Origin of the sequence: Erwinia tasmaniensis Et1/99, assembly GCF_000026185.1 — a bacterium.
In the GTDB taxonomy this organism is placed as follows: Bacteria; Pseudomonadota; Gammaproteobacteria; order Enterobacterales; family Enterobacteriaceae; genus Erwinia; species Erwinia tasmaniensis.
Window position 1 is genome coordinate 2,496,983 of the sequence record NC_010694.1, and the last position, 20,890, is coordinate 2,517,872.

A 20,890-nucleotide genomic window follows, 5' to 3' on the forward strand; every position below is an offset into this window, starting at 1 on the left:
CTTACCTGGCCAGCAGCCGGGCACGCTGCGGCTGTTCCATAAAGCTCCAGGCAATAAAGCGACTCTGCTTCTGCCCCTGGGCCATATCAATAGTGCGCATTGCCGCCACGTCGGCCTCTTCCAGCGCCCGCCACAGTTCCGGCAGGTTCTCCTTGCGTGACACCAGTGAGGTAAACCATATGCACTGACGGCCAAAACTGACGCTCTCTGCAATCATACGGCGCATAAACGCGATTTCCCCGCCCTCACACCAGAGTTCGTCCTGCTGACCGCCAAAATTCAGCGGTGAGTGACGATCGAGGCCGAGATTGCGCAGTTTACGCTGGCTGCCCTGATGCGCATCGGCGGCCGAGGCGTGAAACGGTGGGTTGCACAGCGTGGCCTGGTACAGCTCGTTTTTGTGGATCACGCCGCTAAATATCGCCTGGCTGTCTTTCTGGCGACGCAGTCGGATAGCGCGATTCAGTCCTGGGTTACCGGCGATAATGGCATTGGCTGCGGCCATGGCCCGCTCATTCACTTCGCTGCCGGTAAAGCGCCACTGATATTCACTATGACCGATCAGCGGATAGATCAGATTCGCGCCGCAGCCAACGTCCAGCACGTTGATTTCACGTGGCACCACGCGGCGGTTATCTTCCGCCAGCAGGTCGGCAAGGTGGTGGATATAGTCAGCGCGCCCCGGCACCGGCGGGCAAAGAAAACCTTCAGGAATGTCCCAGTGGGCGATATGGTAAAAATGGTGCAGCAACGCCTGATTCAGCGCCTTCACCGCGTCGGGATTGGCAAAGTCTATTGACTCGCTGCCCCAGTTATTCACCGCGACAAACGGTGCCAGCGGCGGATGGCTGGCAATCAGCGCAGCAAAATCATAGCGACCGCGATGGCGGTTACGCGGGTGCAGCACGGTTTTTTCGGCAGCGGTTTTCATAAATGACCCTCTTATCAGCAGGCGCGTAAGATACCTGCTGTGGTAATAATGGTAAACCAGTGGCGACTTTTTTCCGCCTCGTATCCTGAAGGAGTTTTATGACACGTAGCCGCTATAGCTTTCAACCCAAACAGGGCCACGGCCTGCCGCACAATCCGCTGAATGCAATTATCGGCCCACGTCCGGTCGGCTGGATCAGTTCACAAAATGCCCGCGGCCAGCGCAACCTGGCACCTTACAGTTTTTTTAACTGCTTCAACTACGACCCGCCGATTATTGGTTTTGCCAGCAGCGGCTGGAAAGACAGCGTGCAGAATATCGTTGAAACCGGTGAGTTTGTCTGGAATCTTGCTACCCGTCCTCTGGCGGTGGCGATGAATGAAAGCTCTGCCCCCCTGCCCCACGGCGAGGACGAATTTGCCTTTGCCGGACTGACCGCGCAGCCGGCCAGCCTGATCGCTGCCAGCATGGTGGCAGAAAGTCCGGTGAACTTTGAGTGCCGCCTCACGCAGTGCATCCAGCTGAAAAACGCCGATGGTGAGGCCATTCCGAGCTGGCTGGTTTTGGGTGAGGTGGTGCTTATTCATATCGATGAGGCGCTGCTGGAGGACGGTGTTTATCAGACGGCAAAAGCTGAACCTATTCTGCGTGCAGGCGGACCCAGCGCCTACTACACCATCAGCGAAGCACATCGATTCGATCTGACCAGGCCGGATGCCCGTTAACGGCGACGGAACGCGTAAAAGTCACCGCGGCGCTGCCGTTTCTCAGCCTTTTTTTTGTTATGATATCGGTCCTTTTTCACCGTTTATCATGGAGCGATTATGAAGCGTATTGCCATTGATATGGATGAAGTCATTGCCGACTTCCATCCTAAAATTGTTGACACCTGGAACAGCCATTTTCCCCAGCAGCTTAGCGCGGAAGAACTGAACCTGTTCGATCTGCATCAGGATTCTCCAGAACAGCTGGCCGAGCTGTTTGCCCTGGTGGACCATCCAACCTTCTTTGACGATCTGGCGGTGATTGCCGACAGCCAGCAGGTTATCGCCCGGCTGAGTGAGCATTACGAGATTTTTATCACCACCGCGGCCATGCTGATGCCGAGCTCGTTCAATGCCAAATTCCGCTGGCTAAACACCCACTTCCCGGCTATTCCGCACGGCAATATCGTTTTCTGCGGCGATAAAAGCATCATTAATGCTGACTATATGATTGATGATAATGCGATTAATTTTGCCGGGTTCTGCGGCGAGGGCATTCTCTATTCCGCCCCGCATAACCGCAAGGTGACCGGCTATCGCCGCGCTGAAAACTGGCAGGATATTGCCACCCTGCTGCTGTAGTCAGCGGATGGAAAGGCGCGAAATCTCGCGCCTGATACGCTATGGCTGGCGGCCCTGATGTTGCAGTACTATGAATTTATTTTAATTAATTGATAAATATCAGCTTTGTTTATATTGCATTCAATTGGAATGCTAATGGCATACTTTTAAGGCGTGTCTTTTTCCTACAAATGTAGTTTGTGGGGTTTTACTGCTGTGGTCTTTAGGTTAGATTTTTAAAGTGTTAGTATGTGGCTATATGAATAGTATTAGGACAATGACAATACATGGTTGATATAATGGATACACCATTTTGTTTTTTGAAATTCGTTAAACAAGATAGAATTGATATCTTAAAAGATGGATATATTAGATTTACACCGCCTAAAGATTTGAATGACCCATTCGAAGTTAACCCTGTCATAATACCACATGATCCCTATAATCTTCATTTATTAGAATCTGGATATGATTTTAATAGCCATAAATTTACAAAGAGTGATCACGAATATTCACGGAAAAGATTTAATAAGATTGAAGATTATAAATCAATGTATTCAAAATTTTCCAATAAGTATGGGATTCTTTCCCTCTCTAGCTCTAAAGATATGTGCTCAATTCCATCAGTTGCTATTTTTAGTGAAGAAGACCCACGTCGTAATTTATTAATGTGGTCCCACTATACAGATGAACATAGAGGTTTTATTATTGAATTCCACCGCAATTTCATTGATAATTTTGACATTTCAAAGGTATCCTACTCCGAAGAGCGACCAATAATAACCCAAGAAGAAATACAATCTGAAGCACTATTTCCTTTTTTTGTTAAGGGTGAAAAATGGTCTTATGAAAAAGAGTGGCGAATCATTAAACCTTTGGAACAAGCGGATGAAAAAGTATGTTTAAGTAATGGAAATATCGTACATTTATTTAAAATAAAAAAATCCCATATTCGTTCTATAACTACAGGTTGCAATATGGATTCCAATAAAATAGAAGAATTAAAAAGCATTGTATTTGATGATCCAGAATTAAGAGACTGTTTATTTTATGTTTCCAAAATCGATAATGAAGGATTTTCCTTGGATTTCAGATCATATTCGGCTCATGGTTGGACTAATGATGATGTGTTAGGATTCCCTATGATATCTCAACACCCTACATTAATAAATCCTGACCATGTAAAAACAAATGTAACTAAAAGTGAAGAGTAGCAGAAATATAATTTAAATCACAGGCTTCTTGGTGCGGCTACACTGAAAGGACGGTTTGGGTATCACCGCGCCACTAAAGCCAGTTACCTCGGTTCAGAAGAGTTACCGCTCAACGGGAAGCAGGTCACTGCATCTTCATCTCAATTCAAATTCTTTTAATTGACTATCTTTACATTGAACATAGATTTATAGAAAGCAAAAAGCCAGCTCGAAAGCTGGCTTATGCACTATAAGAGTCAGGCTCAACATCAGGTGTGTAGCACAATAAAGTGCCTCAACTCGAAATTTTGAACAGTGTTCGCACTGAGCAAAACAACAAGAGAATACCACTGCGAACAGTGATTGCCGCTAAAAAACATGGCAGGAGCAATATTGCCCTTCTCTCAAAGCCTATGTAATGTATCACTTTAATATCCGGTCCTCAACTCTTTCCTTTCTAAAAGGTTAAGATTATTAAGTTGGTCCCACTTTACAAACCAGTACTTGGTCAGTAAGTAGGTTAGATCATCATTTATTTCTTGATTATTTCTTGCAATGCCAAATTTTGCAATAAACTTTCTATAAAGCAACTCCCTAACCGTATTCGAAATATATTTACAACTCATAACATCTAAGAAGAGATGAGCAATCTCTGAGCTTTTATCCAAATCAAAACCATCTTCAAACTTCTCTTTGATAATATTTTCAACTTCTATCCTTTTCTCAGAAAAGACAGCATGATCTTTATAGTAATATAGGAGACTAATTATAAAGAAGTAGTTATAATTTTTTATTTTCTCTAATGCTTCATTTAATTGAAATTGATCCATTAAAAAGTTTGGGCCAAAGTTGCTCGTTGCGAGTATTACATTCATTTTCTCAATAGACGTAAATCCATCTCTTAGCTCTACATCTGAATTATAAAATCGCATGTTTTGTATTTGATGCATTACTGTATCTTTGAATAAATCGAGATGAACTTGCGAATTTATTTTGTAGAACTCTTCTACCGATATTATTGCCTTGGCTATCCTATTAGAAGATGTAACATTAGGTTTAATGCAGTGGAAAAAAAACATCATTTTAATGATGATTATTATAGCACTATGGAACTTGTTTATATCGTCATGATCATTAGTATGATCATACATTTCAACAATCCTCGCTATTCTCTTTGATAAAGCTGCCAAGAGATATGGTGCAACATTTTTATACCCATCACCAGTTTCACAACAGCGTGACTTTATCAAATCAAGTGTGCTTTTTGTTAATCTATCGGGCCTATGGATATAATTTATCTTGCTTGCGCTGTCACTATTTTTATCTATTTTGGCAAAGATATTTTCATCAAAATGAGTTAGTATTTTCTTTGCTTCTATAACCATTTCTGATTTATTTGTTAAGAATGGCCTTTCTATTTTACTTAGTTTTTTATCTCCTAAGTAAAGATTATATTTACCAAGCTCATCACTGATGATTCCATGAACCCTTTCTGCTACACTTTCATTTATTGCAAAAATAAAGTAATCATCGACGTATCTTAAAATTTCAAAATGTGTTTTTAATTTATACTGATAAACTTCTTCTAACTTTCTAACGATACAATCGTCTATGTTTTGAAATATCAACTCTGCGAAAACTCGGCTAAATTCAGCCCCAATTGGAATACCATTGGTTTCGTTATTATTACTCCGTTGCATAATTGAATCTAACTCGTCACCAAACTGTTTTCCCTTGTTTAAATTAGACTTTATAAACCCCTTGCTTTTTATTGCCCATGATATTGTATGTGTATAAATGCTGTCGAAACAGTTAGCTATATCTAAGGACCACATAACATTAAATTTTTTTTCTAATGTGATATATTCCCCATTCTCAAATAACTTATAAATTCTATCATATCCTTTATAGGAAAAAAATGATGATGCATGTTTACTCCAGATCTCACTATCTAAAGTATCAATTTTTGTTTTTTTATAGGCTAATTTACCAACTATTTTCTTCTTCGTGTAAAATGAATTTGCAATTTTAACAGGTGCTCTTATCGATAATTTACTTTGAGAGCACAGAGATGTGATTGCACTTGCAAAACGATGATAGAACCCCACATAGTTATATTGTGAACGCGGATGGATTAACGATAACGTCCTTAATTTTCTTTCATCTTTAAATATTTTAAATTTCAATGGATACGTTTGTTCTGACTGTTTCGTTACTCTTACAGTATCATTAGGTAAATTTAAATCCTCCTTGGGAGCTACTATTTTCCTGAAAAATGTCACTATTGGATTATACTGACCATTACTTTGATTACTTAAATGAGAATTAATATAAAAACCATCATTAGAAAAAATGATAGGAGCATCTGAAGGAGATGTGTCCGTTAATAACGCCCTTCTATAATCTTTCTTGTCAAGCTTTACGGTTTGTATACTCATTTCCAAATCCTTGTTATTTCTTTCAATCTATTTAGGCTGTATTTTTTGTGTATTTTTTTAGTAAATCCTCTTGCGAAGCTTATTTTAAGCAAAGTTTTTACCTGGCTTTTACTCAATGAAGCATCTAATTTTTTTGATAACCGGCAACCAGAACCAAGTGTTAATGCTCTGATATAAAAATCAATGACCTTTAGTGACTCACTATCATCGTTGACTAATGGATAGTTGTAAAATATTCCCGTTGGCATCTTCCGATTTTTATCTTTATTTATTAAAAGCCTATTCGTAGATAAAAATATTATCCTGTCGAGTAATAATGTGAAATCTCTATTCAACTCATAGTTGTAAAATGCTTTGCATAGTTTTGTTTTTATTTTATTTAATTTTTTATCACTTACCCCAATAACTACTTTTCTATATACTGAATTAGCTTTTCCTTCTGATGAAGCACATTTCTTGGCTGGTGGTATATGAGTGTCTATAACTTTTATCTTGTACCCCAAATAATCAATAATTGCTGCTAATTTTCCTTTTACATCATTTGGCGAATGAGTTCTCTTTTTTATTTTAATAATTTTGGTTTTTAAATCATTGACACATAAATTTGCTGGTAGTTTATTCTTTATTGAGGTTAAAATAGACTTCCCATCTACTTTATGATCCGTCATGATTAGGATGTCATCAACAAATCGTTTATAGAGAAACACTCCGTCAATTCTTTTTATCCATTCATCAAATTCTTGTAAGTATAAATCAGCAAGTAAAGAGCTTAGTTCTATGCCTCTTGGCACACCTTTACCCCCAAGACTCCTATGTTCTTCCAGTACTAAGTCAATAAGTTTTTTTGAATGATATGAAAGTGAGCCTATTTTAGCAGCTTTGCTTAATAGAGAATCTATGTCGATAGATTCATAAAATGATTTTAAATCAATACATATTACTTTGCTCTCTACCCCTTCCTGTAGGTAAGAAACTAAATTTCTAACAATTTCATTACGCTGTAACCTATCTGTTTCAATCTTATTTCTAATATTACTCTGTAATTTCCTTAAAATTAATTTATATGAAAGTCTATCAACATAATATACATCTTTTCCCTTAGATACAGTGTTGCTTATCACTGGTGCTGTTAATCCATGAGCTAACTGATAGGACTCTTCAATCACTTTTTCAAAGATTTGTTCATCAGCGAGATTTTTACACTTATAAAAATCACTTTGCCTTATCATTTTTGATAGGGAAAACTTATCAAAACTTTGCTCCCTCATACGATCCTCCTTTAAAGGGGTGGGTATTTTGCTGAGGCTAATAACGAATTATACAAGTTAGGGCTATTCTTAAGTAGGTACAATTAGATTTTCTGCAGTGCGCCATACACTCGTTTTTCATCCAGCTCTGAGTATCTCTCTGTAGGGTCGGTTGTGTTACTGTGGTTCAGAAACCTCTTCACCACAACATAGGACGTTAACTCTTATGCAATACGGCCAAAAGTACGCCTAAGATTATGCGTGCCTAACTTCACTATACCTGCCTTCATGAAAAGATACTCTCGTAGGCTTTTGCTATCTAGATAGTGTCCTGTTTTACTTCGTGGCGAACGTTCAGGGGATCCCCATCTTCTACAGTGTGCTTTCAATTCGTTGTTGAACACTATATCCCTTCGGTCTCCTAACAAGCACTTCACCCCATCGCAGATAGGCAACACATGATTTGATCTCTTCCCTTTGCTCAGCACTTCACCACGCGCACTTGTTTACAGCTTCTGTAAATCTGCTAGCGATAAAAGAATCCCGCTCATGCCTTTCACTCCCTTCGTTGAATTGAGCATAGACACACGCAGACATGACATTAAAAAATACTTAACGACATTAAACTCAGTAAAAAGCATCGTTCAATCAGATTAGGTTGAGGGAGTTTTTTCTACTGAAGTTCGTTCAATGCTTAATTCCGCTGGCTAAACACCCACTTCCCGGCTATTCCGCACGGCAATATCGTTTTCTGCGGCGATAAAAGCATCATTAATGCTGACTATATGATTGATGATAATGCGATTAATTTTGCCGGGTTCTGCGGCGAGGGCATTCTCTATTCCGCCCCGCATAACCGCAAGGTGACCGGCTATCGCCGCGCTGAAAACTGGCAGGATATTGCCACCCTGCTGCTGTAGTCAGCGGATGGAAAGGCGCGAAATCTCGCGCCTGATGCGCTACGGCTGGCGGCCCTGATGTTGCAACATCGTTTCCATCAGCTGCTTTAACAGCGGCCGTACGCGCTGCGCCTTATCACTACGCCATGTAAAAAGCGGATGCTCGTCCATATAATTATCCTGCGCCAGCTCAAGCTGAAGCGCGTGCTGGTTCTCCCCCGGCTTACCGTAGGCGCGGGTAATGTATCCCCCCTTAAAACGCCCGTTCAGTACCCAGCTGAATTCCGACTGCGCAGCACAGCACTGGGTCAGCCGCTGGGTCATCTCCGGCGTACAGCTGGCCCCCCCGTTGGTTCCCAGATTGATATCCGGCAGCTGCCCCTCAAACAGTCGCGGCACCCGCGAAGCAATAGAGTGGGCGTCAAACAGCAGCGCATAGCCAAAACGCCGTTTGATCTGCGCCAGCTCATACTGAATTTTATCGTGATAGGGCTGCCAGATCTGTTGTAACCAGAGGTGACGCAGCGGGGCATCCGGCGTCATACCCGGCTTAAACGTGGGCGTACCGTCAAACAGCGTTTCCGGATACAGCCCGGTGGTCGCAGTGGTATAGAGCGCCTGATTGTCCGGCGGGCGGTTAAGATCGATGACAAATCGCGAGTAGTTCGCTGACAGCACGCTCACCCCCATCTCGCGGGCAAAATCGTACAGATCGGGAATATGCCAGTCGGTATCCGGCAGGCTGCGCGCCTTATCACTCAGCCCGGACTCGACCTCCGGGGTAAGCCGGGTGCCCGCATGGGGAATACTAAGGAGCAGCGGCAGTGTACCGGCACTAAATTGATAAGCGTTCATCGTTCTTCTCCACGGAAAATGACCCGACAGGGCAGCTGCCCGCCCAGCCAGTAAACCAGTTCGGCCGGGCGTGCAAGCGGCCAGTGAACAAAATCGGCCATTTTACCGCTTTCCAGCGAGCCGATGCGCTGCGCCAGGCCCAGCGCCCGCGCGGCGTGTAGGGTCACCCCGGCCAGCGCCTCCTCCGGCGTCATGCCAAACAGCGTACAGCCCATGTTCATCATCAGACGTAGCGACAGCGCGGGTGACGTGCCGGGATTGGCATCGCTGGCCAGCGCCATCGGCACCTGATAACGACGGAACAGTTCCACCGGGGGACGCTGTTTTTCACGCAGCAGATAGAAAGCGCCGGGCAGCAGCACCGCCACCGTACCGTGCTGCGCCATCGCCGCGACGTCACTTTCCGTGGCATACTCCACATGGTCAGCAGAGAGCGCGTCAAATTCAGCCGCCAGCGCACTGCCGCCCAGCGATGAGAGCTGTTCCGCATGCAGTTTCAACGCGAAGCCCAGTGCTTTAGCGGCGATAAACACCCGCCGCACCTGGTCTGGCGAAAAGGCCAGGTGCTCGCAGAAGGCATCCACCGCGTCCGCCAGCCCTTCTGCCGCCACCTGGGGCAGCAGCTGGTCACAAATTACATCAACCCATGCCTCAGGGTCGTGCCGGTACTCCGGCGGAACCGCATGTGCAGCCAGACAGGTGGCCTGAATCTGTGCGGGCACCTGCTGCGCCAGCTGGCGAATGGCCTGCAACATACGCAGCTCGCTGGCCACCTCCAGCCCGTAGCCGGATTTAATCTCAACGGTCGTCACCCCCTCCGCCAGCAAATGCTGTAAGCGCTGCCGGGCAGCGTCCACCAGCTCGGCCTGCGAGGCGCTGCGCGTGGCGCGCACCGTGGCGAGTATTCCCCCGACCTGAGCGGCAATCTCGCTGTAGCTCACGCCGTTAAGACGCTGTTCAAATTCATCGCTGCGGTCACCGCCAAACACCAGATGCGTATGGCAGTCCACCAGGCCGGGGGTGACGATCCCGCCGCCAAGATCGGTGCGCTGGCGCGCCTGGATGTGCGCCGAGTCCGCATAAGGGCCTACCCAGATAATCTGTTGGCCGCTGACCGCTATCGCACCCTGTTCAATGATGCCGTAGCGCCCATTCTGCATGGTGACGATATCCGCCCCGAACCATAAATGGTCACAGCTGAGTTGCTGATTCATCCTTTCTCCCACGTCGTGCACTTTACTGCTGGCTTATAAGTATGTATATGTATATACAACCTCATTGCACAGGAAGCAACCATGACTCGCTTTTTTGCGCCACGCGCACTTATGGCCGATGGCTGGCAACATAATGTCCTGATTGACGTCGATGCCCAGGGATTTATCAGCGCAACCACCGCCAACGCCGGGCCACAGGATGCGCAGCGTCTTAATGGCAGCGTGCTGCCCGCGATGGCCAATCTGCACTCCCACGCCTTTCAACGCGCGATGGCCGGACTGGCCGAAGTGGCGGGTCACCCGCAGGACAGTTTCTGGACCTGGCGTGAACTGATGTACCGCATGGTAGCGCAACTGACCCCAGAGCAGGTCGGGGCCATCGCCACCCATCTCTACGTCGATATGCTGAAAGGCGGCTACACCCAGGTAGCGGAGTTCCACTATCTTCACCACCAGCCCGACGGGCAACCCTATCCCGATGACGACATGCTCCGCCAGCTGATCGCTGCCGCAGAACGCAGCGGCATCGGCCAGACGCTGCTGCCGGTGTTGTACAGCTATGCCGGTTTCGGTAGCCAGCCAGCCCAGGCAGGGCAGAAGCGTTTTATTCAGGATACGCAAAGCTATCTGGCGCAACAGCAGCGTCTGCAACAAATGATTAAGGCCAGACCGCTGCACAACCAGGGCCTGTGCTTTCATTCACTGCGCGCCGTCAATGAACAGCAGATGCAGGACGTTCTGGCGGAAAGTGAGCCACATCTGCCGGTGCATATTCACGTCGCCGAACAGGAAAAAGAGGTGAGCGACTGCCTGACATGGAGCGGCGAGCGCCCGGTGAGCTGGCTGCTCGACCGTTTCAAGGTTGATGCACGCTGGTGCCTGATCCACGCCACCCATCTTAACCAGCAGGAAATCAGCCGCCTGGCCGCCAGCAGCGCGGTGGTGGGTCTTTGCCCGACCACCGAAGCCAATCTCGGCGACGGTATTTTCCCTGCCGTCGACTATATCGCGCAGAATGGCCGCTGGGGGATCGGCTCCGACAGTCATGTTTCACTGGACGTGGTGGAAGAGCTACGCTGGCTGGAATATGCGCAGCGGCTGCGCGACCGCCGCCGCAACCGCATTGTCACGCCACGGCAGCCATCGGTGGGTGAAGTCCTGTTTCAGCAGGCGCTCGCGGGGGGCGCTCAGGCCTGTGGGGTAAAGACGGGCAGCCTGCAGCCGGGTTACCGGGCCGACTGGTTGGTTCTGGGCGACGATGCGCTGCTCGCCAGCACCGCCGATAGCGCCCTGCTTAACCGCTGGCTGTTTGCCGGTCATCGCGCGCACATTCAGGATGTGTTTGTCGCCGGACAACAGCGTATCCGGGCGGGACAGCATGCGCAGCAGGCGCAGATTGATGACGATTTGCGTCAGGCGCTGGCGGTACTGCAATGATCCATGCCTATGACAGCCGCACTCTGCCGGTCGGCCGCTGGAGAAACGGCGGCGGGGAGACGCGGGAAATTATCAGCTTTCCCCCCGGCGTGGAGGATTTTGACTGGCGCATCAGTATTGCCACCATCGCCGCCGACGGTGACTTTTCGCCGTTCCCCGGCGTAGATCGCCTCATCACTCTGTTGAACGGCGGGGTCACGCTCTACCGCGAGGACAGGATCTACCAACGTCTGGCGTTGAATCAGCCTTTTGCCTTTGCCGGGGAAGAGAGCATCAGAGCGCGTATTGACGATACCCGCAGCAGCGATTTTAACATTATGGTGCGGCGCGACCGCTTTCGGGCGCTGGCAGGCATCAGCCGCCAGGCTCTGACGCCCGCGTCAGTCTGCGGCGTGGTCTATGTCATTTCAGGACGCTGGCAGCATGGGGAAACCCGGCTGTCGGCCGGTCAGGGGGCGTGGTGGCAGCAGGGCGCGGAAACCTTTGTTCCCCTGTCCAGAGACGCGAAGCTGTTGTGGTCAACCATCGTGCCCCGGTAAACATCAGCCGTGTCCTTTGAAGCGCCCCAGCAGCTGATAACGTGAACCGGGATACAGCAGACGGGCATAGGTCACGATCTTGCTGTCGCTCCAGGTCTGGCGGCGGATCAACAGGCAGGGGTCCTGCGCCGCAATCGCCAGATGCTGGCACTGGCTGGCGTTCGGCAGCACCGCTTCGACGATATGCTCTCCCGCCGTCAACGGCGCGACCTGCATCAGATAGGTGTAGGGCGTCAGGCTGTGGTAATCCTGTTGCAAATAATCGGGTGCGATTTGCGGGTTAACCAGCCGATCCTCAAGCTGCACCGGCAGCTCATTCTCAAAGTGCACCATCAGTGAGTGAAATATCGGCTGCCCGGCGCGTAAACCCAGCATAGCCGCCTGCTCCGGGCTGGCTTTACTTTCTCCCAGCGTCAAGATTTTACAGCTGTGGCGATGACCGCGCTCGGCGATCTCTTCAGCAATATTGTGGACTTCCAGCATGGCGGTGTAGCCCTTCATCTGTGCGACAAAGGTGCCCACCCCCTGCATACGCATCAGATAGCCTTCACTGGTCAGTTCTCGCAGCGCCCGGTTAATCGTCATGCGGCTGACGCCAAGCTCGTTCACCAGCTCGCTTTCTGAGGGTACGCGCTGATTGGGCTGCCATACCCCTTCGCTAATCTGACTGACAATGGCCTCTTTCACGCGTTGATAAATCGGAGCAGGTCGATCGCTCATCGCTGCTGAAAGTTGAGAAATGGCGGTCTGGCGAACCATAACGAATTCCTTGTTGTCGTAATGGATGCAGTTTACTGGCTAATATCCGATATGTATAGACATGTGGGTTGCACCCCCATGTGGCACGGTGAACCCTAAAAGTGCAGCCCGCCAACGGCGACTGTGTTGATCGCCGCGTGGCGCTTAGCCCGGCATTTTGTGACAGAGCTGGCACAACCCTTGCTGGTTGTATAGACAAGACTATACAGATGTGATTCACTCAACATCATTCAAACAAGAGTCACTGCAAACACACTTGTCTATACAGGAGTAAACATGTCACTGACCGCGCATCACTGCCTGCTGACCCCAGGAAAGGTGGACCTCGCCACCCTCAAATCTATCTATCGCGGCGGGGTTACCCTGGCGCTGGACGCCGCCTCACGCCATCTTATTGAGCAGGCACATACCACGGTGGCGGATATCGTCCGTTCGGGCAAAGTGACCTACGGGATCAACACCGGCTTTGGCAAACTGGCCCAAACCACCATTCCCACCGAGCGTCTGGCTGAACTGCAACGTAATCTGGTGCTGTCACACAGCGTTGGGCTGGGCGAACTGCTGCCCGATGACGTGGTGCGGCTGATTGTGGCAACCAAGGTGGTTAGCCTGGCGCGCGGCCACTCCGGCATTCGCATCGAGCTGGTTGACGCCCTGATCGCGTTGTTTAACGCCGGGGTTATGCCCTGCATCCCGGAAAAAGGCTCGGTCGGCGCCTCGGGCGATCTGGCACCGCTGGCGCATCTTTCGTTGATGCTGCTGGGCGAAGGCGAGGTGCGCGTGGCGGGTAAACGGCTCCCTGCGGCACAAGGTTTAGCCCTGGCCGGACTGCAACCCTTTGTTCTTGGGCCGAAAGAGGGCCTGGCATTGCTCAACGGCACCCAGGTATCCACCGCGCTGGCGCTGCGCGGCCTGTTTGAGGGCGAGAACGTGTTCGCCGCCGGACTGGTGGCGGGTGCCCTGTCGCTGGAGGCGATCAAAGGTTCGGTGAAACCTTTCGACAGTCGTATTCATGCCGCGCGCGGTCAGCCGGGGCAAATTGCCGTGGCGGCGGCGGTTGCTGCGCTGCTGGAGGGCAGCAACATCCTGGCTTCGCACGTTAACTGTGGGCGTGTTCAGGATCCCTACTCGATTCGCTGCGTACCCCAGGTGATGGGGGCCTGCCTTGACAACCTCAATCACGCGGCGCGGGTACTGCAAATTGAGGCCAACGCCGCCTCTGATAACCCGCTGGTGTTCACCGACAGCGGCGAGGTGATTTCCGGTGGGAACTTCCACGCCGAACCGGTGGCGTTTGCCGCCGATATTATCGCGCTGGCGGTGGCGGAAATCGGCGCGATCTCAGAACGGCGTATGGCGCTGCTGCTGGACAGCGGCCTCTCCGGCCTGCCGCCGTTCCTGGTTAACGATGGCGGGGTCAACTCAGGCTTTATGATCGCCCAGGTCACCGCCGCCGCGCTGGCCTCTGAAAACAAATCTCTCGCTCATCCGGGCAGCGTTGACAGCCTGCCGACCTCCGCGAACCAGGAAGACCACGTATCGATGGCCACCTATGCCGCGCGTCGCCTCGGCGCAATGTGCTTTAACAGCGCCGCCGTGGTGGGCATTGAGGCGATGGCCGCCGCGCAGGGCATAGATTTTCATCTTCCGCTCACCAGCTCGCCGCAGCTGGAAAAGGTCATGACGGCCCTGCGGGAACGGGTCGCATTTCTGGAAAAAGATCGCCTGATGGCACCCGATATCGAACAGATGCGCCAGTGGGCCAGCGCCGACTGCTGGCCGGAAGCGGTCGCCGCCCTGCAACCTTCACGCGCTGTTAAATTTTGATTTAAAAAGGAATAGACCATGACTGAATCCCTGAAACATGCCGTTGCCCGCACCCTTCGCGCCCCGCACGGCAGCCAGCTGCACTGTGCCAACTGGCTGATAGAGGCGGCCTGGCGCATGATCCAGAATAACCTCGACCCGGACGTCGCCGAGCGGCCCGAAGACCTGGTGGTGTATGGCGGCATCGGTAAAGCGGCGCGTAACTGGGAATGTTTTGAGCAGATCCTGCGCTCACTAGAGGCGCTTCAGCCGGAAGAAACCCTGCTGGTGCAGTCCGGTAAGCCGGTCGGGGTGTTCCGCACGCATGCGGATGCTCCACGCGTGCTGATCGCCAACTCCAACCTGGTGCCGCATTGGGCAACGTGGGACCACTTCCACCAGCTGGATAAAGCGGGCCTGATGATGTACGGGCAAATGACCGCCGGCTCGTGGATTTATATCGGCGCACAGGGCATTGTTCAGGGCACCTTTGAGACCTTTGCTGAAGCGGGCCGCCAGCATTATCAAGGCGACCTTGCGGGGCGCTGGATACTGACGGCCGGCCTGGGCGGCATGGGCGGCGCACAGCCGCTGGCGGGGGTACTGGCCGGTGCATCGGTGCTGGCCATTGAGTGCCAGGAGTCACGTATTGATTTCCGCCTGCGTACCCGCTATCTGGATCACAAAGCGTATTCGATTGACGAAGCGCTGGCGCTGATTGCCAAAGCTAACGACGAAAAGCGGGCCATTTCCGTTGGACTGCTGGGCAACGCTGCGGAGATCCTGCCGGAGCTGGTACAACGCGCCAAAGACGGTGGAATGAGGCCGGATATTGTTACCGATCAAACCTCCGCGCACGACCCGATTAACGGCTATCTGCCCGCCGGTTGGGATTTAGCCCGTTGGGAGACAGAGCGCAAAACCGATGGCAAAGCGGTGGAAAAAGCCGCGCGCGCCTCGATGGCCGTTCATGTCCAGGCGATGCTCGATTTCTGCCATATGGGCATCCCTACCGTTGACTATGGCAACAACATCCGTCAGGTGGCGCTGGATGAAGGCGTGAAAAACGCCTTCGATTTCCCCGGCTTCGTGCCCGCCTATATCCGGCCGCTGTTCTGTGAAGGCAAAGGGCCGTTCCGCTGGGTGGCACTCTCCGGTGACCCGGAAGATATCTATAAAACCGATGCCAAACTCAAAGAGTTGTTCCCGCAGCACCAGAACCTGCACCGCTGGCTGGATATGGCCCAGGAGCGCATTGCCTTTCAGGGGTTACCGGCGCGCATCTGCTGGCTGGGGCTGGGCGAGCGCCATCTTGCCGGTCTGGCCTTCAACGAGATGGTGCGCAACGGCGAGCTGAAGGCGCCCGTGGTAATAGGCCGCGATCATCTTGACTGTGGATCGGTGGCGTCGCCAAACCGTGAAACTGAGGCGATGAAGGATGGCTCCGATGCCGTTTCCGACTGGCCGCTGCTGAACGCCCTGCTGAATACCGCTGGCGGGGCCACCTGGGTGAGTCTGCATCATGGCGGCGGCGTGGGTATGGGCTTCTCACAACACTCTGGCGTCGTGATAGTCTGTGACGGCAGTGAGGAAGCCGATCGCCGTATTGGCCGCGTGCTGTGGAACGATCCGGCGACCGGCGTGATGCGCCATGCCGATGCGGGTTATGAACAGGCACAGGCCTGTGCCCGTGAACACCAGCTTAATCTGCCGATGATCCCTTAATCCTTTACGGGCCTGGCTGAAAACGACAGGCCCGTCGTACCACACCCGCCCCCTTCTAACGATAATCTGTGCTAACTTAGTTTCTGTACGCCAGCGGACAGCCCACTCTGTACAGGAGAATTTCCTCATGACCATCCCCCTATCGCTTATCGCAGAGGCCACCGCCTGGCGCAGAAAGCTGCACGCCTGCCCTGAGCTCGGCTATCAGGAGCATCAGACGGCCCAAATGGTGGCGCAACAGCTGACGGCGCTGGGGTTGCAGGTACATCGAGGGCTGGCAGGCACCGGCGTCGTCGCCACGCTGGAAAACGGCCCCGGCCCGGCTATCGGCCTGCGCGCGGATATGGATGCCTTGCCGATAACCGAACTCGGAAACGTCGATCATCGCTCCACACGACCCGGCGTGATGCACGCCTGCGGCCATGACGGGCACACCGCCATCCTGCTGGCCGCCGCCAAACATCTCTCCACCACCCGCCGCTTTAGCGGCAGCGTGCGCTTTGTTTTTCAACCGGCGGAAGAAAACCTTGGGGGCGCACGCCGTATGGTGGAAGAGGGTCTGTTCAGCCTGTTCCCGATGGAGGCGATTTACGGCATGCATAACTGGCCCGGTCTGGCTGCGGGGGATGTTGCGGTCAACGACGGGGCGATGATGGCCTCGCTGGATTCATTCGAAATTACGCTGCGCGGACGCAGCTGCCATGCGGCGATGCCGGAAAACGGTGCCGATCCGGTGGTGGCAGCGGCCCAGCTGATCCTCGCCCTGCAAACCATTCCGTCGCGCCGTCTTTCTCCGCTGGCCTCGGCGGTGGTCAGTATTACCCAAATCAACGGCGGTGAGGCGATCAACGTGATCCCGGAAGTGGTGGTGCTGCGCGGCACCCTGCGCTGCCTACAGGCCGATGTGCGCGTTCGCGTACGCCAGATGATCGACGAATTTGTCACCGCCTTTACCGCCCCGTTCGGCATTGTCGGGCACATCGACTACCAGACCGGCTATCCGGTCACGGTAAATGATGCACGGCAGGCGGCAAGGGTGCGTGACTGCGCGCTGACGCTGCTCCCTGCTGAACGGGTGCACGGGAATATTAATCCGTCAATGGCTTCGGAAGATTTTGCCTGCATGCTGGAAGCCTGTCCGGGCGCTTACTTCTGGCTGGGCGCTGACGGTGCCAGCGCTTCCGCACCGCTGCACAATGCCCATTATGATTTTAACGACGAGCTGATCGGCCCGGGCATCGCGCTGTGGACGGCGCTCGTCGAGCGGCTGCTGGTGCAGCAGTCATCCACGGCGCGGCAGGTGGCTGCCGTGCGGAGGTGACTTAATACCCTGCCTGGGCTATCTGCGCCAGCGCCGCCGCCAGATCCGGCGCGCGTCCGGTCGCCAGGTAGCAGCAGGCAATTTGCAGCCTTAATGACTGCGGCACGGCGACCTCTCGCGCCAGGCAGCGGCGGGTCCAGGCTGCGGTGGTCAACGCATCTTTTGCTAACGGCAGCCGGTCGGCGTCCGTCACCAGATCGGGCTGGCGCTCCGTCAGTACCTGCGGCACCTCTCCGGCAATCAGGCTGATGGACGGGCAGCGTTGCGGGCTGGCATAGACCTCTCCTTCCGTACCGTTGAGCAGCAGCCCACGGCCGCCGACGGCGCTGAAGAATTTGGCGATGCGCGGAATGTACTCCGGGTGCGATACGCTGGCGATGCGCAGCGCGGCGTCTTCGGCAAACGGCGTGGCCAGTTTGGCAAGGGTATGCGCACTGTTGCGCACGCCCATGCGCCAGCGCAGTGCCAGCTGCTGCTCCAGCGGAGCGCACAGCACGCCCACCGGCATAAACGCCAGTTCGCCCGCATCCAGCTTCGCCTGGGCCTCCGTGGCTGAACGCACGGCGGTAACGCCGAGCGCGGCAAATACCGCTTCACTGGTTACCCTTGTCGCATCCTCGCTGATGCCGTGCACCAGCACCGGAAAACCCAGTTCAGCCAGCAGCATCGCCAGCAGCGGCGTGAGATTGCCCTGCTTGCGCGCCCCGTTGTAGCTGGGGATCACCACCGGCATCGGACGCCGTGCGGGGGGCGTCAGGCGCGGCATCAGCTCCTGCATCGCCCGGTAAAAGCCGAGCATCTCCTGCTCGCCTTCACCTTTGATACGCAGCGCTATCAGTATTGCGCCCAGCTCCAGCGGCGGCACCTCTGCGGCCAGCATCTGGCGATAGAGCGCCCGCGCCGTGTCGGCGTCGATATCCCGGGCATGGTTCTTGCCGCGACCAATCTCTTTGATAATCTTGTTATATTCCATGCTTATCTGCTCGCTAATTCGGTTAACGTCGTCGCCGGACGGCAGGTTTCTTATGCCCGGCGGCAGGAACGGCTTTGGGCAGTTCGCCTTCCGGCATCGGCGGCTGCTCTATCGGGAATACCGGCAGCGCCCCCAGCAGGCGTGCGCCGTAGCTTTTACTTAACAGCCGGCGATCGTAAATCACTATCTCGCCGTAACAGTCGTGGCTGCGGATCAGCCGCCCAACCTGCTGGATCAGATTAAAAGAGGCGCTGGGCAGACTCTGTACCTCAAAAGGATAGCGCTTCAGGCTTTTCAGCCACTCACCCTCGGTCAAAATAACCGGGCTGTCCACCGGCGGAAAGGCAATTTTATGAATGTGCACCTGCGACAGCAGCTCCCCTTTCAGATCCAGCCCCTCGGCAAAGGACTGTAGGCCAACCAGGACGCTGGTTTCGCCCTGCTCCACGCGTTTGCGGTGCAGCGCCACCAGCGCGGGGCGCGGCTTATCCCCCTGTACCAACATCATCAGACGCAGTTCGGGCAGATAGCTGAGAAACTGCTGCATGGCGCGGTTGCTGGCAAACAGCACCAGAATGCCTTTATGCGCCGCGAGGCGGATCTGCTGGCGGAAAAAGTGCGCCATTTCCGCCAGGTGCTGTACCTCGTTGGCGAGCAGAGGCTCAACCTTCATCTGCGGGATAATCAGCTTGCCCTGCGCGACATGGTTAAACGGCGAGTCGAGCGCCACAAAACGATCGCCGGCCTTTTCGCTAAGGCCGGACATCTCCTGCAAACGCTGGAAGCTGTTGAGCGAGCGCAGCGTGGCCGAGGTCAGTACCACGTGAGGAATTTTGCGCCACAGCAGCTTTTCCAGCTGCTCGCTGACGCGGATGCCGGCACAGTGGAACAGGTAATGCACGTTGCCGTCGCGTATTTCGCGCGTGACCCATTTCGACACCGGTGCGCCGGACGCCTGCTCCATCGACGCCAGCCGCCACAGCTTGCTGCTCGCCTCAAAGGCACCCAGCGCCCGGCTCATCTGGATCAGCGTGCGTTGCAGGCGCACCACGTCATACTGCCCGGTTTTCTCACTTAAATCGTTCATCAGCCCTTCGGCCAGCCCGCGCAGGGCGTCGCTGAGCTTAAACAGCCGGGCGCACAGGGTCATTATCTCCTCCGGCAAACGGCCCATCTCGAAGCGGAACTCATCTTCTTCTGCGCCGGCGGGGAGATACAGCGCGAAAATCTGCGTCAGCGTCTGCAGCTGTTCACGCATCTCTTCACAGTGCGCTTTCAGTTTATCCGCATGGCTGAGCGGCGGCGGTCGTTTCGGGCGGAACTGCGCCAAGCACTGCTCCACCAGGCGACAGAACAGATCGAGCTGCACCGCGTTCCAGCCCGGCGTCACGTCACCGCTCATTTCCAGCGCATCACGCGCCACCTCCGGCAGATGATGGCCTTCATCCAGCACCAGCAGCAGATTTTTCGGCGGTGGCAGCACCGATTCCGTTTCCAGCGCCGCCATCACCAGCGCGTGGTTAGCCACCACCACGTCGGCGTGTTCGATTTCACGCCGCGCGATATAAAACGGGCATTCGCGGAACCAGTGGCAGTGACTGCCCAGGCAGTTGGCCTTATCGGTACTGAGGCGCTGCCAGAGGGAGTCTTCGATATTTTCCGCGCTGTGATCGCGCAGCCCGTCCCACTGATGGCGGTTAAGGGATTTTTCCAGTTCGCTACAGACCGCGCGCTCGTCCTTACTGGCGGTCATCTGGTCGTCGAGAAACAGCAGTAAATCGCCCTGCTGCTGGTCATCACCCGCCAGCGCCGACAGGTTACGCGGACAAACATAGCGCCCACGGCCAAAGGCGGCGGTAAACTTCAGTTCGGGAATAATCTTTTTTAACAGCGGCAGATCCTTGCTGAAAATCTGATCCTGTAGCGCCACGTTGGCGGTACTCACCACCAGCGGTTTTTCCTCGGCGCGGCTCACGGCAATGCCGGGGATCAGATAAGAGAGGGTCTTACCCACCCCGGTAGGGGCTTCTATCGCCAGGTGGCGGCCGTCGTCCCCCGCCAGCGTTTTCGCCACTTCGGCGATCATCTGCCGCTGCGGGGCGCGCGGAATAAAATCGGGGACTTGCTGTTGCAGGGCTTTGTACCACCCGGCAATCTGCGTTTTTAACGCGACAGTTAACGCCATGACAACCACTTCCAACTAAACAGGGCTGTATTTTTACACAGTA

16 protein-coding genes and 2 pseudogenes are annotated in these 20,890 nt (G+C 53.0%); 9 read left to right on the forward strand and 9 right to left on the reverse strand.

Annotation, left to right across the window (positions count from 1 at the left end; translation table 11 throughout):
• Position 1: 1 nt before the first annotated feature.
• The gene (gene rlmF / locus ETA_RS12175; protein WP_012441926.1) at positions 2-931 is read right to left on the reverse strand and encodes a 23S rRNA (adenine(1618)-N(6))-methyltransferase RlmF; all 930 of its coding nucleotides are present in this window, start codon (positions 929-931) and stop codon (positions 2-4) included.
• A gap of 98 nt (positions 932-1,029) precedes the next feature.
• Between rlmF and ETA_RS12180 the strand changes: the two genes are divergently transcribed.
• The 3 genes from ETA_RS12180 (at position 1,030) to ETA_RS19735 (ending at position 3,470) form a co-directional block, all read left to right on the forward strand.
• Positions 1,030-1,656 carry a flavin reductase family protein gene (locus ETA_RS12180; RefSeq protein ID WP_012441927.1) on the forward strand — a complete coding sequence of 209 codons (627 nt, stop codon included), beginning with the start codon at positions 1,030-1,032 and terminating at the stop codon, positions 1,654-1,656.
• Positions 1,657-1,755: 99 nt separating this feature from the next.
• Complete coding sequence (locus ETA_RS12185) at positions 1,756-2,277, forward strand: 5' nucleotidase, NT5C type (protein WP_012441928.1); 522 nt, start codon at positions 1,756-1,758, stop codon at positions 2,275-2,277.
• A 278-nt stretch (positions 2,278-2,555) separates the two neighbouring features.
• The gene (locus ETA_RS19735) at positions 2,556-3,470 is read left to right on the forward strand and encodes a DUF2971 domain-containing protein (protein WP_157861804.1); all 915 of its coding nucleotides are present in this window, start codon (positions 2,556-2,558) and stop codon (positions 3,468-3,470) included.
• 407 nt (positions 3,471-3,877) lie between these two features.
• Here ETA_RS19735 and drt3b read toward each other — a convergent pair whose 3' ends face one another.
• The 3 genes and pseudogenes from drt3b to ETA_RS20445 all read right to left on the reverse strand — a co-directional run.
• Entirely contained in the window at positions 3,878-5,887 is a 2,010-nt protein-coding gene (gene drt3b / locus ETA_RS12200; RefSeq protein WP_012441930.1) for an antiviral reverse transcriptase Drt3b, read from the reverse strand.
• Positions 5,884-7,155, reverse strand: a complete 1,272-nt coding sequence (gene drt3a, locus ETA_RS12205; protein ID WP_012441931.1) for an antiviral reverse transcriptase Drt3a — start codon at positions 7,153-7,155, stop codon at positions 5,884-5,886. Before drt3a ends, drt3b begins: the two co-directional genes overlap by 4 nt.
• Positions 7,156-7,166: 11 nt before the next feature.
• Positions 7,167-7,604: pseudogene (locus tag ETA_RS20445) on the reverse strand (integrase); the annotation flags it as partial.
• Positions 7,605-7,814: 210 nt separating this feature from the next.
• Here ETA_RS20445 and ETA_RS12210 point away from each other — a divergent pair.
• Positions 7,815-8,054: pseudogene (locus ETA_RS12210) on the forward strand (5' nucleotidase, NT5C type); the annotation flags it as partial.
• 39 nt (positions 8,055-8,093) lie between these two features.
• Here the strand turns inward: ETA_RS12210 and hutG are convergent.
• Positions 8,094-8,888, reverse strand: a complete 795-nt coding sequence (gene hutG / locus ETA_RS12215; RefSeq protein ID WP_012441934.1) for an N-formylglutamate deformylase — start codon at positions 8,886-8,888, stop codon at positions 8,094-8,096.
• Positions 8,885-10,102, reverse strand: a complete 1,218-nt coding sequence (gene hutI / locus ETA_RS12220) for an imidazolonepropionase (protein WP_012441935.1) — start codon at positions 10,100-10,102, stop codon at positions 8,885-8,887. The genes hutG and hutI overlap by 4 nt, the downstream gene beginning before the upstream one ends.
• An 81-nt stretch (positions 10,103-10,183) precedes the next feature.
• On the opposite strand from hutI, the gene ETA_RS12225 reads away from it, so the two are divergent.
• Together ETA_RS12225 and ETA_RS12230 are read left to right on the forward strand one after the other, a co-directional pair.
• Positions 10,184-11,539, forward strand: a complete 1,356-nt coding sequence (locus tag ETA_RS12225; protein ID WP_012441936.1) for a formimidoylglutamate deiminase — start codon at positions 10,184-10,186, stop codon at positions 11,537-11,539.
• Positions 11,536-12,078, forward strand: coding sequence for a HutD/Ves family protein (locus tag ETA_RS12230; RefSeq protein WP_012441937.1), 543 nt, complete (start codon positions 11,536-11,538; stop codon positions 12,076-12,078). The genes ETA_RS12225 and ETA_RS12230 overlap by 4 nt, the downstream gene beginning before the upstream one ends.
• A 3-nt stretch (positions 12,079-12,081) precedes the next feature.
• On the opposite strand, the gene hutC is transcribed toward ETA_RS12230, so the two are convergent.
• Entirely contained in the window at positions 12,082-12,837 is a 756-nt protein-coding gene (gene hutC, locus ETA_RS12235; RefSeq protein WP_012441938.1) for a histidine utilization repressor, read from the reverse strand.
• A gap of 276 nt (positions 12,838-13,113) precedes the next feature.
• On the opposite strand from hutC, the gene hutH reads away from it, so the two are divergent.
• From hutH to ETA_RS12250, 3 genes are all read left to right on the forward strand, one after another.
• Positions 13,114-14,664 (forward strand): histidine ammonia-lyase, encoded by a 1,551-nt coding sequence (gene hutH, locus ETA_RS12240; RefSeq protein WP_012441939.1) that lies wholly within the window; start codon positions 13,114-13,116, stop codon positions 14,662-14,664.
• An 18-nt stretch (positions 14,665-14,682) separates the two neighbouring features.
• On the forward strand, positions 14,683-16,368 hold the full coding sequence (gene hutU / locus ETA_RS12245; RefSeq protein WP_012441940.1) for a urocanate hydratase: 1,686 nt from the start codon (positions 14,683-14,685) through the stop codon (positions 16,366-16,368).
• A 127-nt stretch (positions 16,369-16,495) separates the two neighbouring features.
• Positions 16,496-17,689 (forward strand): M20 aminoacylase family protein, encoded by a 1,194-nt coding sequence (locus ETA_RS12250; protein ID WP_012441941.1) that lies wholly within the window; start codon positions 16,496-16,498, stop codon positions 17,687-17,689.
• Between the two features lies 1 nt (position 17,690).
• Here ETA_RS12250 and ybiB read toward each other — a convergent pair whose 3' ends face one another.
• Both ybiB and dinG read right to left on the reverse strand, forming a co-directional pair.
• A complete protein-coding gene (ybiB, locus tag ETA_RS12255) occupies positions 17,691-18,662 on the reverse strand; it encodes a DNA-binding protein YbiB (RefSeq protein WP_012441942.1) in 972 nt (323 codons plus the stop codon).
• Positions 18,663-18,684: 22 nt separating this feature from the next.
• The gene (dinG, locus tag ETA_RS12260; protein ID WP_012441943.1) at positions 18,685-20,847 is read right to left on the reverse strand and encodes an ATP-dependent DNA helicase DinG; all 2,163 of its coding nucleotides are present in this window, start codon (positions 20,845-20,847) and stop codon (positions 18,685-18,687) included.
• Positions 20,848-20,890: the final 43 nt, after the last annotated feature.

What these genes read in the sequence shown, in the direction of transcription:
- ETA_RS12250 (WP_012441941.1), top strand. Translation starts at nt 16,496, where the DNA reads ATGACCATCCCCCTATCGCTTATCGCAGAGGCCACCGCCTGGCGCAGA.
- drt3b (WP_012441930.1), bottom strand. Translation starts at nt 5,887, where the DNA reads ATGAGTATACAAACCGTAAAGCTTGACAAGAAAGATTATAGAAGGGCG.
- ETA_RS12230 (WP_012441937.1), top strand. Translation starts at nt 11,536, where the DNA reads ATGATCCATGCCTATGACAGCCGCACTCTGCCGGTCGGCCGCTGGAGA.
- ETA_RS19735 (WP_157861804.1), top strand. Translation starts at nt 2,556, where the DNA reads ATGGATACACCATTTTGTTTTTTGAAATTCGTTAAACAAGATAGAATT.
- ETA_RS12180 (WP_012441927.1), top strand. Translation starts at nt 1,030, where the DNA reads ATGACACGTAGCCGCTATAGCTTTCAACCCAAACAGGGCCACGGCCTG.
- hutH (WP_012441939.1), top strand. Translation starts at nt 13,114, where the DNA reads ATGTCACTGACCGCGCATCACTGCCTGCTGACCCCAGGAAAGGTGGAC.
- drt3a (WP_012441931.1), bottom strand. Translation starts at nt 7,155, where the DNA reads ATGAGGGAGCAAAGTTTTGATAAGTTTTCCCTATCAAAAATGATAAGG.
- hutI (WP_012441935.1), bottom strand. Translation starts at nt 10,102, where the DNA reads ATGAATCAGCAACTCAGCTGTGACCATTTATGGTTCGGGGCGGATATC.
- hutC (WP_012441938.1), bottom strand. Translation starts at nt 12,837, where the DNA reads ATGGTTCGCCAGACCGCCATTTCTCAACTTTCAGCAGCGATGAGCGAT.
- dinG (WP_012441943.1), bottom strand. Translation starts at nt 20,847, where the DNA reads ATGGCGTTAACTGTCGCGTTAAAAACGCAGATTGCCGGGTGGTACAAA.
- rlmF (WP_012441926.1), bottom strand. Translation starts at nt 931, where the DNA reads ATGAAAACCGCTGCCGAAAAAACCGTGCTGCACCCGCGTAACCGCCAT.
- hutU (WP_012441940.1), top strand. Translation starts at nt 14,683, where the DNA reads ATGACTGAATCCCTGAAACATGCCGTTGCCCGCACCCTTCGCGCCCCG.
- ETA_RS12225 (WP_012441936.1), top strand. Translation starts at nt 10,184, where the DNA reads ATGACTCGCTTTTTTGCGCCACGCGCACTTATGGCCGATGGCTGGCAA.
- ybiB (WP_012441942.1), bottom strand. Translation starts at nt 18,662, where the DNA reads ATGGAATATAACAAGATTATCAAAGAGATTGGTCGCGGCAAGAACCAT.
- ETA_RS12185 (WP_012441928.1), top strand. Translation starts at nt 1,756, where the DNA reads ATGAAGCGTATTGCCATTGATATGGATGAAGTCATTGCCGACTTCCAT.
- hutG (WP_012441934.1), bottom strand. Translation starts at nt 8,888, where the DNA reads ATGAACGCTTATCAATTTAGTGCCGGTACACTGCCGCTGCTCCTTAGT.